The sequence below is a fragment of the Rhizomonospora bruguierae genome (assembly GCF_018397995.1).
In the GTDB taxonomy this organism is placed as follows: Bacteria; Actinomycetota; Actinomycetes; order Mycobacteriales; family Micromonosporaceae; genus Rhizomonospora; species Rhizomonospora bruguierae.
On sequence record NZ_BBQH01000034.1, the window covers coordinates 24565 to 37043 of the forward strand.

Sequence of the window (12479 nt, forward strand, 5' to 3'; positions counted from 1 at the left end):
CCTGTCCGTGGACGACCGGTGGCGCGCGCGGCGTCCCACGCGCGCGGTGACCCCGCGAGTCTATTTGCCGCCCGCCGCGCCCGAGATGCTGGGTGGCTTCCTGTGCCGCCCACCGCCGCCCGACACCGCGGGCGGCCGGTAGCGGGCCAGCCAGCCGATCAGCTCGTCACCCGGCATGGGGCGGCCGAAGAACCAGCCCTGCGCCGCGTGGCAGCGCGCCTCGCGCAGCCGCCGCCAGGTCGCCTCGTCCTCCACGCCCTCGGCGACGACGCGCAGCCCCAGGGCCCGCGCCAGCTCGATCGTGGACGTGACGATCGCGGCGTCGTCCGCGTCCTGGACCATCCCCAGCACGAACGAACGGTCCACCTTCACCTCGGTCACCGGAAGCCGCCGCAGGTGTTGCAGCGACGAGTACCCGGTGCCGAAGTCGTCCAGGGCGATCCCGACGCCGATCCGGTCCAGCCGGGCGATCGTCGCCAGCACCCGGCGCGGGTCCGCCATCAGCGCGCCCTCGGTGATCTCCAACTGGAGCAGCGCGGCCGGCACCCCGTACCGCGCCAGCCGGTCCGCGACGCGGTCGGCCAGCTCGCCGGTGTGCAGGTCCCGGACGCTCACGTTCAGCGAGGCGCGCAGCCGCACCCCGCTCGCCGCCCACTTGGCCATCTGCTCCACCACGTCGTCCAGCACCCGGTGGGTGAGCAGGCGCATCACCGCGGTGTGCTCGGCCGCCCGGATCAGCTCCTCCGGGTTCACCCGCCCGCGCCGCGGGTGGTGCCAGCGCAGCAGCGCCTCCACCCCGACCACCTCGCCGGTCTCCAGTGCCACCTGCGGCTGGTAGTACATGGTGATCTCGTCGCTGCCCGGGGTTTCCAGGGCCCGGCGCAGGTCGGCGAGCAGGCTCAGCCGCTCCGGCGAGTTGTGGTCGCTCTCCGGCGCGTACACCGAGACCGTGGCGCCCCGGCTCTTCGCGTCGTACATCGCCACGTCGGCGTGGCGCATCAGGGTGGCGAAGTCGTCGCCGTGCTCCGGGTACAGCGCCACGCCGATCGCGGCGCCCACGTCCAGCGGCAGCCCGTCCAGCCACACCGGCTCGGCCAGCGCCAGCGCCACCCGCCCGGCCGCCGCGCGGGCGTCGTCGGCGTCGACCAGCCCCGGCACCAGCACCGCGAACTCGTCCCCGCCCAGCCGGGCCACCGCCGCCGCGTCGCCGACCGTGTGCACCAGCCGCTGCCCCACCTCGACCAGCAGGCGGTCGCCGACCGCGTGCCCCAGCGCGTCGTTGACGTGCTTGAACTGGTCCAGGTCCAGCAGCAGCAGCGCCATCCGCCGCTCGGCCGCCCCGTCCGCCGCCCGGGTGGCGTGCGCGGCCGCCTGGTCCGCCACCTCGGCCAGCAGCGCCTTACGGTTGGCCAGCCCGGTCAGCGGGTCCATCCGGGCGAGCTGCTCGTGGTCGACGGAGGCCCGGACCATCCGGTGCACCGCGTACAGCGGCAGCAGCACCAGCGGGATCAGCGCCCAACTCGCCGCCGCGGCGGCCAGCAGCACCGGGCCGAGCAGCAGCAGCGCCCCGGCGCAGATCGCCTCGAACAGCAGCGCCCGCGCGTCGGCCGCACCCGCCGCGGGACCGAGCCGCAGCCGCGCGCCGGCGGCGTCCAGCCCGTACCGGACCGCGAACCAGGCGCCCGCCGCGGCCACCGTCACGGTCACCGCCGACCACCGCGGCTGCCCGCCGAAGGCCAGCTCGCCGTGCCGCGCCAGGCCGACCACCAGCGCGGCCGCGGCCAGCGCCAGCTCGTACTGCGCGACCGCCAGTCCGACCTGCCACGCCGGCTGCCGCAGCCGCAGCGCGCCCACCGCGACCGCCACCGCCTGCACCGCCACGGCCGGGCCCAGGCCCCAGCCCAACATGATCGCGAAGGAGAAGCAGATGGACGGGTAGATCGGCGAACCGAGCCCGCGCCCCTGTGGCGCCAGCGGCCGGGCCCCGGCGGCGACCGCCAGCCCCGCCATCACCCACCACGCCACCGGCAGTTCGGGCAGGCGGGCCGGCAGCCCCGCGAGGGGGACGGCGACCGCGGCCACGGCGAGCGCCGCCACCGCCGCCACGAAGCCGAAGAACGGCACGGCCCGGTCCGGCGGTACGGAGCTCCGCAGAGCGGCGCTCTCCATGCGCACCTCCGTACGCGGAAGGAGGAACTACCCACTTGGGGTAACGCCTGGGGCCGTTCGTAGCCACTAGTCGCGACTAAGTTGAAATAGACCACATATCCGAATTACCGGCGGTCACTCCTGGGCCTCATCCCCCGACCGGGCCACTTCAAGCGCCGCCTCGGCGCCCCGGGTCAGCAGCACCTCCAGGCCCGCGTCGTCCAGCACCGGCACCTTCAATTGCACGGCTTTGTCGTACTTCGACCCGGGGTTGTCGCCGGCCACCACGAACGACGTCTTCTTCGACACCGAGCCGCTGACCTTCGCGCCGCGCGCCTCCAGCGCCTCCTTCGCCCGGTCCCGCGAGTAGCCGCTCAGCGTGCCGGTGACCACGACAATCACCCCTTCGAGTGGCCTCGGCCCGGTCTCCTGGCGCTCCTCGGCCATCCGCACCCCGGCCTCGGTCCACTTGCGGACCACCTCGCGGTGCCACTCCACCGAGAACCACTCCAGCACGCTCTCGGCGATCGTCGGGCCGACCCCCTCGGCCGCCGCCAGCTCCGCCACGCTGGCGTCGCGGATCCCCTGCACCGAGCCGAACTCCCGCGCCAGCGCCCGCGCCGCCGTCGGCCCCACGTGCCGGATCGACAGCGCCACCAGCACCCGCCACAGCGGCCGCGCCTTCGCCTCGCCGAGGTTCTCCAGCAGCTTGACCGCGTTGCCGCCCAGCGAGCCGTCCTTGTTGACGAAGAAGTCGCAGCGACGGAGTTTGTCTTCGGTCAGGTCGAACAGGTCGCCCTCGTCCGCGATGATCCCGGACTCCAGCAGCGCCTGCGCGCCCTTGTACCCCAGCACCTCGATGTCCAGCGCGCCCCGGCCCGCCAGGTGGAACACCCGCTCCCGCAACTGCGCCGGGCAGGACCGGTTGTTCGGGCAGCGGATGTCGACGTCGCTCTCCTTCGCCGGCGCCAGCGGCGTGCCGCACGCCGGGCAACTCGTCGGCATCTCGAACGCCCGCGCGTCCGCCGGCCGCCGCTCGATGACCGGCCCCAGCACCTCCGGGATCACGTCGCCCGCCTTGCGCACCACCACGGTGTCGCCGATCAGCACGCCCTTGCGCTCCACCTCGCGCTGGTTGTGCAGCGTCGCCAGCGCGACCGTCGACCCCGCCACCCGCACCGGCTCCAGCACCGCGAACGGCGTGACCCGGCCGGTCCGCCCCACGTTCACCTGCACGTCCAGCAGCTTCGTGGTGACCTCCTCCGGCGGGTACTTGAACGCGATCGCCCAGCGCGGCGCCCGGCTCGTCGAACCCAGCCGCCCCTGGATCGCCACCGGGTCCACCTTCACCACCACGCCATCGATCTCGTGCTCGACGTCGTGCCGGTGCTCCGCGTAGTGGTCGATGTACTCGCGCACCCCGGCCAGGTCGTCCTTGAGCTGCCACCGGTCGCTCGTCGGCAGCCCCCACGCCCCCAGCGCCGCGTACGCCTCGCTCTGCGACCGCGGCTGGAACCCCCGCCGCGCGCCGATGCCGTGCACCACCAGGCGCAGGCCCCGGGACGCCGTGATCCGCGGGTCCTTCTGCCGCAGGCTCCCGGCGGCCGCGTTGCGCGGGTTCGCGAACGGCGCCTTGCCCTGCTCCACCAGCCCCGCGTTCAGCTCGGCGAACGCCGCCACCAGGAAGTAGATCTCGCCGCGCACCTCGATGAACTCGGGCACGTCGTCGCCGGTCAGCCGGTCCGGCACCGGCCGGATCGTGCGGACGTTGTTGGTCACGTCCTCGCCGGTGTGCCCGTCCCCCCGGGTCGCGGCGCGCACCAGCCGCCCCTGCTCGTAGGTCAGGTTGATGGCCAGCCCGTCGACCTTCAGCTCGCACAGGTACGGCACCGGCCCGCCCGCGTCCCGCTCCGTCCGCTCGACCCACGCCGCCAACTCGTCGAGGTCGAAGACGTTGTCCAGCGACATCATCCGCTCGGCGTGCCGCACCGGCGTGAACTCGGTGGAGAACGTGCCGCCCACCCGCTGCGTCGGCGAATCCGGCGTGCGCAGCGACGGGTAGTGCTCCTCCAGCGCCGCCAACTCGCGCAGCATCGCGTCGAACTCCGCGTCCGAAATGGTGGGCGAATCCAGCACGTAGTACCGGTACTGGTGCTCGCTGACCTCCGCGCACAGCGCCGCGTGCCGCTCCCGTTCCGCCACCGGCGGCTCGGCCAGCAGGCCAGCCGCCGAGGCGGCCCGCTCCGCCGCCGACACCCGCTCCGCGATACCGTCCTCAGACACCGGCTGACCTCCGTCTTTCCGCACCACAGCGGAAACGGTATCGGCCCCCACCGACACTCCGCCGCCCCCGCTCGTTGTGTCGCACGGCGCTTTGCACTGCTCCCTTCCCGATGGGAAGCACCACCCCTGACACCGCCGCCCGAGGGGCAGCCCCGGGGCGAGATCTTGGTACGACACGCCGCTTTTCTGGCCAGATCGGTACCAAGATCTCCGACTCGCGACCGTCACGGGCGCCGACCGGTGAGGGGTGGTGTTTCCTCCAGGAAGCGGAGCAGGCAGGGGGTGGCACCCGAGCTCAGCCGGCATCCTCCGCCAGCCGGCGCCCGGCGTCCCGGCACGCGGCGAGCACGGCCCGCGCGTACGGCACCGGCGCGCCGGCCAGGCCGCACGCCGGGGTCACCACCACCTGCGCCGCCGCGGCGGCCGGCGGGAAGCCCAGCTTGCGCCAGATCTCGCGGACCCGCTCGGCGACCTGGGCGGACGACGGCGCGCGGGATGGGAACGGCGGGGTGGTGGACGCGGCACCGGCCAGCAGCCCGAGGCCGGCGTCGATGGCCTCACCGAGCGCGTCGAGGTCACCGACCCGGTCCAGGTCCAGCGCGACCGCGGTGGCGCCGGCCTCGCGGAGCAGCGCGAGCGGGGCGTCCGCCGCGCAGCAGTGGACGATCACCGGGGCGCCGACCGCGGCCACGACCGTGCGCAGGCGCTCGCGGGCGACGGACGCGTCGACGGCGCGCAGCGTGCCGAGGCCGCTCTCCGTGGGCACCCGGCCGGCCAGCACCGCCGGCAGCGCCGGCTCGTCGAGCTGGAGCAGCACGGTGGTGCCGGGGACGCGGGCCCGCACGTCGGCGACGTGGGCGCGCAGCCCGTCCGCGAGGGACTGGGCGAGGTCGCGCACGGCGCCGTGGTCCCGCAGAATGGCGCCGCCGAGCGGCAGGTCGACCGTGGCGGCGAGGGTGAACGGGCCGCCGGCCTGGATCTTCAGCGGGCCGGTGTACTCGCCGGCCTGCTCGGTGAGCTGGTCGAGATCCCGCTCCCACAGGTCCCGGGTGCGGCGCAGGTCGCGACCGGGGCGGCCGGCGATGCGCCAGCGGGCGGCGTACAGCTCGACCGGCAGCTCCACCAGCAGGCCGGCGGTGCGGCCGACCAGTTCGGCGCCGGGACCGCGGGCCGGCAGCTCGGGCAGGTGGGGCAGGTCGGGCAGCTCGCCGAGGACGATCCGCTGCGCTTCGGTGATGTCGGTGCCGGGCAGCGACCCGATGCCGGTGGCCGACCCGGGCGCCCAGGGCCAGGCGCCGCCGGCCTCCGCCGCGCTCACCCGGCACCGCCCCCGGAAACAGCGGGCCCCGCGAAAACCGCAGGCCCCGCGGAACCGCCAGACCCCGCAGAAACGCCAGGGCCCCCGGAAACAGCAGGGCCCCCGGAAACGCCAGACCCCGCGGAAACGCCAGGCCCCGCGGCGACGGACGCGGACGTGATGGTGGCGGAGAGGAGGACCACGTCGCCGGCCCGCTCCGGGCGGTACGCGACCAGCGCCTGCCCCGGTGCCACCCCGCGCGCCGGGCGGTGCAGGTCGGCGCGGACCCCCTCGGGCGTGGCGACCAGCGTGGCGGGCAGCGGCTCGCCGTGGGCGCGCACCTGGACTTGGCACTCCATCGGCAACTCCAGCCCCGGCGCCGTCCACACCGGGCGGTCGGCGCACACCGCCGAGACGTCCAGCGCCTCGGCCGGGCCGACCGTGACGGTGTTGGTCACCGGGGTGATCGACAGCACGTACCGGGGGCGGCCGTCCGGCGCCGGCCGCTCCAGGCGCAGGCCGCGCCGCTGGCCGACCGTGTACGCGTACGCGCCCTCGTGGCGGCCGAGCGTCTCCCCGGTCGCGGCGTCGACGATGTCGCCGGGGGCGGCGCCGAGGCGGCCGGCGAGGAAGCCGCGGGTGTCCCCGTCGGCCACGAAGCAGATGTCGTGCGAGTCGGGCTTGTCGGCCACGGCCAGCCCGCGCGCGGCCGCCTCGGCGCGGACCTGCGCCTTGGTGGCGTCGCCCAGCGGGAACATGGCGTGCGCGAGCTGCTCGCGGGTCAGCACGGCCAGCACGTACGACTGGTCCTTCGCGGCGTCGACCGAGCGCCGCAGCAGGCCGTCGGGGCCGAGGCGGGCGTGGTGGCCGGTGACCACCGCGTCGAAGCCGAGGGCCAGCGCCCGGTCCAGGACCGCCGCGAACTTGATCTTCTCGTTGCAGCGCAGGCACGGGTTCGGGGTGCGGCCGGCGGCATACTCGGCCACGAAGTCGTCCACCACGTCGGCGTGGAAGCGGTCCGCCATGTCCCACACGTAGAACGGGATGCCGATCACGTCGGCGGCGCGGCGGGCGTCCCGGGCGTCCTCGATGGTGCAGCAGCCCCGGGCGCCGGTGCGGTACGTCTGCGGGTTGCGGGCGAGCGCCAGGTGCACGCCGGTGACGTCATGCCCCGCCGTGGCGGCCCGGGCCGCGGCGACCGCCGAGTCGACGCCGCCGGACATCGCGGCCAGCACCCTCATGCCCACGCCGCAAAGCCTATCTGGCCGGCTTGACCGCGCCGGCCCGGCGGGCCCGCTCCACGGCGCCGGGCAACGCCGCGATCAGCGCGTCCACGTCCGCGCGGGTGGAGGTGTGGCCGAGCGTGAAACGCAGCGACGAGCGGGCGCGGTCGTCGTCGGCGCCCATCGCGAGCAGGACGTGCGACGGCTGCGCCACCCCGGCCGAGCAGGCCGACCCGGTGGAGCAGGCGATGCCCTGCGCGTCCAGGAGGAGCAGCAGCGCGTCGCCCTCGCAGCCGGGGAAGGAGAAGTGGGCGTTGCCGGGGAGGCGCTCCGCCCGGTCCCCGTTGAAGACCGCGTCGGGGACCGCGGCGCTGACCCGCTCGACCAGGTCGTCGCGCAGCGCGCCGACGGTGGCGGCGAAGTGCTGCTGCTGCTTGACCGCGGTCTCGACCGCGACGCCGAACGCCACGATGCCGGGCACGTCGAGGGTGCCCGAGCGCACGTCCCGCTCCTGGCCGCCGCCGTGCAGCAGCGGCGTGCACGGCACGTCCCGGCCGAGCAGCAGCGCGCCCACGCCGACCGGGCCGCCCAGCTTGTGCCCGGTGACGGTCAGCGCGGCCTGACCGCTGGCGGCGAAGTCCACCGGCACCTGGCCGACGGCCTGCACCGCGTCCGTGTGCGCCGGCACCCCCGCCGCGGCGGCCGCGGCGGCCAGGTCGGCGACCGGCTGGACGGTGCCCACCTCGTTGTTGGCCCACATGGTGCTGATGACGGCGACCTCGTCGCCGCGCGCCGCCAGTTCGGCGCGCAGCGCGGCCGGATCGAGCCGGCCCCGGTCGTCAGCCGGGAGCCAGGTGACCTCGGCCCCCTCGTGCGCGACCAGCCAGGCCACCGAGTCCATCACCGCGTGGTGCTCGACGGCGCTGGCGACCACCCGGTTGCGCCGCGGATCGGCCGCCCGGCGGGCCCAGAAGATGCCCTTGACGGCGAGGTTGTCGCTCTCCGTCCCCCCGGTGGTGAAGATCACTTCGGACGGGCGGGCGCCCAGCGCGGCAGCGATCCGCTCCCGGGACTCCTCCACCCGGCGGCGGGCACACCGGCCGGGGGCGTGCAGCGACGACGCGTTGCCGACGTCGCGGGCGGTGGCGGCGTACGCCTCCAGTGCCTCGTCGAGCATCGGGGTGGTCGCCGCATGATCCAGATAGGTCATCGCCGTCCAGCCTAGTCCTTGAACCCGCTGGCAGCGGTGCCGCCAGGGGCGAACGTCACCCGACACGCGAAGCGGTCACCCGCGCCAGCACGGCCTGCCACGGGTGACCGGGATGGGCGAGCGCCAGCGCGTCGCGCAGCCAGGACCTGCCGGGGGCCACCTGAATCTGGTCCAGGACCGGGACGCCCGTGAGCCGGCTCGGCGAGTACCGGATCGGCGAAGGCGTCCACCAGGCAGGCGGCGCCCACCGGCGTCGGCCCGTCAAACGCGATCAGAACCGCGCCCACCCCGGGACGGGCGAGGCGGTGGGCGAAGTACTCGCCCTCGCCCACCGCGAGGACCAGGCTGTCCAGATCCTCGCGGCGGGCGGGGCGGATGTCGACGGTCATCGCGTGACCCTAGAGCAGGGCCGCGCGGCCGTCACGTGCGTTTGCGGATCTCCTCGGCGGCCTGCGGGACGACCTTGAACAGGTCGCCGACGACGCCGAAGTCGGCCAGTTCGAAGATCGGCGCCTCGGGGTCCTTGTTGACCGCGACGATCGTCTTCGAGGTCTGCATGCCGGCCCGGTGCTGGATCGCCCCGGAGATGCCCAACGCCACGTACAACTGCGGGGACACCGTCTTGCCGGTCTGCCCGACCTGGAACTGGTGCGGGTAGAACCCCGAGTCGGTCGCCGCCCGGGACGCGCCGACGGCGCCGCCGAGCAGGTCGGCGATCTCCTCGACGAGCTTGAAGTTGTCCGCGCTGCCGACCCCCCGGCCACCGGACACGACGACGTTCGCCTCGGTCAACTCCGGCCGGGTCCCCTTCTGCTCGGCGACCCGCTCGACGACCCTGGCCAGGGTGTCGTTCTCCCCCAGCGCGACCGCCACCGCCTCCACCGCCGGCGCGGCCGCCGGGGCGGGGGTCGGGGTGACCGAGTTGGGACGCACCGTCACCAGCGGCAGGCCCCTCGTGACCCGGGACTTGACGATGGTGGAGCCGGCGAACGCCACCTGCGTCGCCGTGCCGTCCGCGGCCAGGGCGACCACGTCGGTCAGCAGGCCGTTGTCCAGCTTCACCGCGACCCGGCCGGCGATCTCCTTGCCCTCCTGCGTGGAGCCGATCAGCACCGCCGCGGGCTGGACCCGGCGGATCAGCTCGGCCAGCACGGTCGCCTTCGGCGCGACCAGGTGAGCGGTGATCTGCTCCCCTTCCGCCGCGTAGACCTTCACCGCGCCGTACTCGCCCAGCTTCGCGCCCAGTTCCTGCGCGCCACCCGGGGCGCCGAACACGACGGCGGCCGGCTCGCCCAGCTCGCGGGCGAGGGTGAGCATCTCCAGCGTGACCTTCTTCACCCCGTAGCCACCAGCGGCCCCCACCGCCCCGGTGGTTTCGACGACGACCAGAACCTCAGCCATGCCACACCCCCTTATACGAACTTCTCGGCCGCGAGGAACTCGACCAGCCGCACGCCGCCGTCGCCCCCGTCGGTGATCTTCTGTCCGCCGGAGCGCGGCGGCCGCTGGCTGTGCTCCACCACCGCGCTGGTCGCACCCGCCAACCCCACCTCATCGGCCGGAATGCCCAGGTCGGCCAGGGCCAGCGTCCGCAGCGGCTTCTTCTTCGCCGCCATGATTCCCTTGAACGACGGGTACCGCGGCTCGTTGATCGTGTCCCACACCGACACCACCGCCGGAGCCGGCGCGGTGACCACCTCGTACCCCTCCTCGGTCTGCCGCTCGACCGTCAGCGTGCCGCCGTCGACGGTGAGCTTCCGCGCGCCGGTCAGCGCCGCGACGCCGAGGCGCTCGGCCAGCATGTGCGGCACCACCTGAACCCGCCCGTCGGTGGACTCCGCGCCGCAGAGCACCAGATCGGGGCTCAGCGTGCGCAACGCCGCGGCGAGCACCTTCGAGGTGGCCACCGCGCAGGAGCCGTGCAAGGCGTCGTCCACCACGTGGACCGCCCCGTCCGGGCCCATCGACAACGCCTTGCGGATCGACTCGGCGGCGCCGGCCGGGCCCATGCTCAGCACGGTCACCTCGCCGCCGTGCGCCTCCCGGATCCGCAGCGCCTCCTCGATGGCGTACTCATCCATCTCATTGATGACATTGCTCGCCGACCCCCGGTCGACCGTGCTGTCGTCAGAACGCAGGTTCCGCTCCGCACCGGAGTCCGGCACCTGCTTGACGAGGACGACGATGTTCATCGCGCTCGGGACCCTCCTGCTTGTTCGCGTGTGGCCGTGTTCGGAATGTTACTCGCTAGTAGGTTGTTGCCGTCCCGCCACTCAGCGTGACGCCCCTCACCGCGCCGGGAGCGACCCGGTGTCACCGGTTCGGGTCGAACACGTACGGCGTCGTCGTGGTGACCGCCACAAACCCCAGGCGCTGGAGGACCGGCCGGCTGTCGTCGGACGCGTCCACCTGGAGGTAGACGAAACCACGCGCGTCGGCCAGCCGGGCGCGGTGGGTCACCAGGGCCTTGTAGATGCCCTGACGCCGCCACGCCGGCAGGGTCGAGCCGCCCCACAGCGTCGCGAAGCCGGTACCGGGCACGTAACGCACCCAGCCGGCGCTGACCACCTCACCGCCGCCCGCACCGCCAGCGCCCACGCCGGTCTCCGCCACCACGACCGACAGCCCGTCCGGGTCGGCGGCCAGTTCGCGCTCCAGGCCATCGGCCAGCCACCCGCGCGAGTCGCCCCAGACCCGCTCCTCCATCCGGGCGATCCGCTCCAGGTCGACGCGGTGGGTCACCTCGCGCAACCGGATGCCCTCCGGCAGGACCGGCATGGTCGCGGCCAGCGGGGCGGCCGGGCCGATCACCACGGTCTCCTCCGGCTCCGGCAGGAAGCCGGCCGCGCGCAGCCGGTCGCCCAGGTCAGCCGGCTCGTCGTGGCCGTGCAGCTTCCACTCCACCGCCTCGCCGCGGGCGGCGAAGAACTCCCGCTGCCGCCGGATCAGCCCGTCCAGGTCCGGGCCGTCCAGGCCACCCAGATCCCGGTACGTGAGGAAGCCGCCCCGGTCCAGCCCGCTGATCCGCAGCAGGGGGCCGTCGCGGTCGGTGGTCGCCCCCGGCGGCACCGGATCGGGTTCGCGGGCGCGCACTTTCGTGTCGTACGCGACCCGCAGGGCCACCGGGTCCAGATCAGTCATGTGGCCAGCCTAAATAATGGCCACATGATCGGCTTCGTGAGGCGGTGGTTCGACCCGGTCGACCTACGCCAGGCCGGCGAGCGCCCGGACTACCGGTTCTCGCTGGCCAACGAGCGCACCTTCCTGGCCTGGATCCGCACCGGCCTGGCCCTGGTCGGCGGCGGGCTGGCGGTGGCCCAGTTCCTGCCGCCGCACGGCGGCCTGCGCACCGTGCTCGCGATCGCCCTGCTGCTGCTCGGCGCCCTGGTCGCGCTGCGGGCGGTCGATCACTGGGCCCGCGCCGAACTGGCCATGCGCCGCCGCGAGGAGTTGCCCACCTCCCGCTTCCCGGGGTTGCTGTCCATCGTGGTCGGGGCGGGCGCGCTGGCCCTCGCCGTCGCGGTCCTGGCGGGCGTACTCGGGTGAGCGCCCCCGACGGGCTGGCCTGGCAGCGCACGCAACTGGCGTGGCGGCGCACCGTGCTCGCCGCCGGCGTCGTGGCGCTGCTGGCGGTCCGGCTGGCCGTGTACCGCGGCGCCGACCCGGCCCGGCTGGTGATCGCCGCCGCCACGCTGGCCGGCTGGTCCGCGCTGGTGGTGCTGGCGAACCGGCGGTCCCGGGCCGCCGAGCGGCCCCCGTCCCGGGCCGCGCTGCTGCGGGTCGCCGCGCTGGTGGTGGGGTACGGCGCGATCGGCGCCACGCTTGTCATCCTATTGTGACGCTCCGTAGTAGGCGGTGCGCCGGGGCGGCGTCATCATTGGGCGATGGTCCGCCTGTACCTCCTGCTCTTCCTCTCCGGCCTGTCGCTCACCGTCGTCGCCGTGATCGGCTGCCTGTCCGCCGAGCCCGACCGGGTCCGGGTCCTGTCCCGGCCGGTCTGGCTGCTGGTGATCCTGCTGCTCCCGGTGGCCGGCGCGATCGCCTGGTTCGTCACCGGGCGCCCGCTGCCGGTCGGGACGGCCCCCGGCCAACACCCCGCGTCGGGCCGCACGCCGCCCCGCCCCCTCGCCCCGGACGACAACCCCGAGTTCCTCCGCTCCCTCGACGAGGCGCTGGGCCAGGAGCGGTCCGAGCGAAACCAGGAACTGTTCGAGCACTGGGAGGAGGACCTGCGCCGGCGACGCCGCGCGGACGGCGAGGAACTCCCCTAGCCATCCTCGGCCCACGGACCTCCCCCTGTGCCACCGGACGACTGAGC

The 12479-nt window shown here is 74.7% G+C and carries 12 protein-coding genes; 3 read left to right on the top strand and 9 right to left on the bottom strand.

Annotated features, from left to right (window positions below; translation table 11 throughout):
* Window positions 1-60 precede the first annotated feature (60 nt).
* From KJS59_RS18585 to KJS59_RS18625, 9 genes are all read right to left on the bottom strand, one after another.
* Window positions 61-2169 carry a putative bifunctional diguanylate cyclase/phosphodiesterase gene (locus KJS59_RS18585; RefSeq protein WP_213454194.1) on the bottom strand — a complete coding sequence of 703 codons (2109 nt, stop codon included), beginning with the start codon at window positions 2167-2169 and terminating at the stop codon, window positions 61-63.
* 114 nt (window positions 2170-2283) lie between these two features.
* A complete protein-coding gene (gene ligA / locus KJS59_RS18590; protein WP_213454195.1) occupies window positions 2284-4431 on the bottom strand; it encodes an NAD-dependent DNA ligase LigA in 2148 nt (715 codons plus the stop codon).
* Window positions 4432-4726: 295 nt separating this feature from the next.
* Window positions 4727-5749 (bottom strand): uroporphyrinogen decarboxylase/cobalamine-independent methonine synthase family protein, encoded by a 1023-nt coding sequence (locus KJS59_RS18595; RefSeq protein WP_213454196.1) that lies wholly within the window; start codon window positions 5747-5749, stop codon window positions 4727-4729.
* Window positions 5746-6969, bottom strand: a complete 1224-nt coding sequence (mnmA, locus tag KJS59_RS18600) for a tRNA 2-thiouridine(34) synthase MnmA (protein WP_213454239.1) — start codon at window positions 6967-6969, stop codon at window positions 5746-5748. The genes KJS59_RS18595 and mnmA overlap by 4 nt, the downstream gene beginning before the upstream one ends.
* 16 nt (window positions 6970-6985) lie before the next feature.
* The gene (locus KJS59_RS18605; RefSeq protein ID WP_213454197.1) at window positions 6986-8161 is read right to left on the bottom strand and encodes a cysteine desulfurase family protein; all 1176 of its coding nucleotides are present in this window, start codon (window positions 8159-8161) and stop codon (window positions 6986-6988) included.
* A gap of 11 nt (window positions 8162-8172) precedes the next feature.
* Window positions 8173-8550: a hypothetical protein gene (locus KJS59_RS18610; RefSeq protein ID WP_213454198.1), complete on the bottom strand. Its 378-nt coding sequence runs from the start codon at window positions 8548-8550 to the stop codon at window positions 8173-8175.
* 31 nt (window positions 8551-8581) lie between these two features.
* A complete protein-coding gene (locus tag KJS59_RS18615; RefSeq protein ID WP_213454199.1) occupies window positions 8582-9562 on the bottom strand; it encodes an electron transfer flavoprotein subunit alpha/FixB family protein in 981 nt (326 codons plus the stop codon).
* An 11-nt stretch (window positions 9563-9573) separates the two neighbouring features.
* Entirely contained in the window at window positions 9574-10353 is a 780-nt protein-coding gene (locus tag KJS59_RS18620) for an electron transfer flavoprotein subunit beta/FixA family protein (RefSeq protein ID WP_213454200.1), read from the bottom strand.
* A gap of 121 nt (window positions 10354-10474) precedes the next feature.
* Window positions 10475-11302, bottom strand: coding sequence for a GNAT family N-acetyltransferase (locus tag KJS59_RS18625; protein ID WP_213454201.1), 828 nt, complete (start codon window positions 11300-11302; stop codon window positions 10475-10477).
* Between the two features lie 24 nt (window positions 11303-11326).
* On the opposite strand from KJS59_RS18625, the gene KJS59_RS18630 reads away from it, so the two are divergent.
* Genes KJS59_RS18630 through KJS59_RS18640 form a run of 3 tightly spaced genes read left to right on the top strand, consistent with a single transcriptional unit; the run spans window position 11327 to window position 12432 of the window.
* The gene (locus tag KJS59_RS18630; RefSeq protein WP_213454202.1) at window positions 11327-11707 is read left to right on the top strand and encodes a YidH family protein; all 381 of its coding nucleotides are present in this window, start codon (window positions 11327-11329) and stop codon (window positions 11705-11707) included.
* Window positions 11704-12000 carry a DUF202 domain-containing protein gene (locus KJS59_RS18635; protein WP_213454203.1) on the top strand — a complete coding sequence of 99 codons (297 nt, stop codon included), beginning with the start codon at window positions 11704-11706 and terminating at the stop codon, window positions 11998-12000. The genes KJS59_RS18630 and KJS59_RS18635 overlap by 4 nt, the downstream gene beginning before the upstream one ends.
* A 45-nt stretch (window positions 12001-12045) precedes the next feature.
* On the top strand, window positions 12046-12432 hold the full coding sequence (locus KJS59_RS18640) for a PLD nuclease N-terminal domain-containing protein (RefSeq protein ID WP_213454204.1): 387 nt from the start codon (window positions 12046-12048) through the stop codon (window positions 12430-12432).
* Window positions 12433-12479: the final 47 nt, after the last annotated feature.

Bases quoted from the DNA above. Each gene is read 5' to 3' on its own strand.
- KJS59_RS18625 (WP_213454201.1), bottom strand. From the start codon at position 11,302: ATGACTGATCTGGACCCGGTGGCCCTGCGGGTCGCGTACGACACGAAA.
- KJS59_RS18615 (WP_213454199.1), bottom strand. From the start codon at position 9,562: ATGGCTGAGGTTCTGGTCGTCGTCGAAACCACCGGGGCGGTGGGGGCC.
- mnmA (WP_213454239.1), bottom strand. From the start codon at position 6,969: ATGAGGGTGCTGGCCGCGATGTCCGGCGGCGTCGACTCGGCGGTCGCC.
- KJS59_RS18610 (WP_213454198.1), bottom strand. From the start codon at position 8,550: ATGACCGTCGACATCCGCCCCGCCCGCCGCGAGGATCTGGACAGCCTG.
- KJS59_RS18630 (WP_213454202.1), top strand. From the start codon at position 11,327: ATGATCGGCTTCGTGAGGCGGTGGTTCGACCCGGTCGACCTACGCCAG.
- KJS59_RS18620 (WP_213454200.1), bottom strand. From the start codon at position 10,353: ATGAACATCGTCGTCCTCGTCAAGCAGGTGCCGGACTCCGGTGCGGAG.
- KJS59_RS18585 (WP_213454194.1), bottom strand. From the start codon at position 2,169: ATGGAGAGCGCCGCTCTGCGGAGCTCCGTACCGCCGGACCGGGCCGTG.
- KJS59_RS18605 (WP_213454197.1), bottom strand. From the start codon at position 8,161: ATGACCTATCTGGATCATGCGGCGACCACCCCGATGCTCGACGAGGCA.
- KJS59_RS18640 (WP_213454204.1), top strand. From the start codon at position 12,046: ATGGTCCGCCTGTACCTCCTGCTCTTCCTCTCCGGCCTGTCGCTCACC.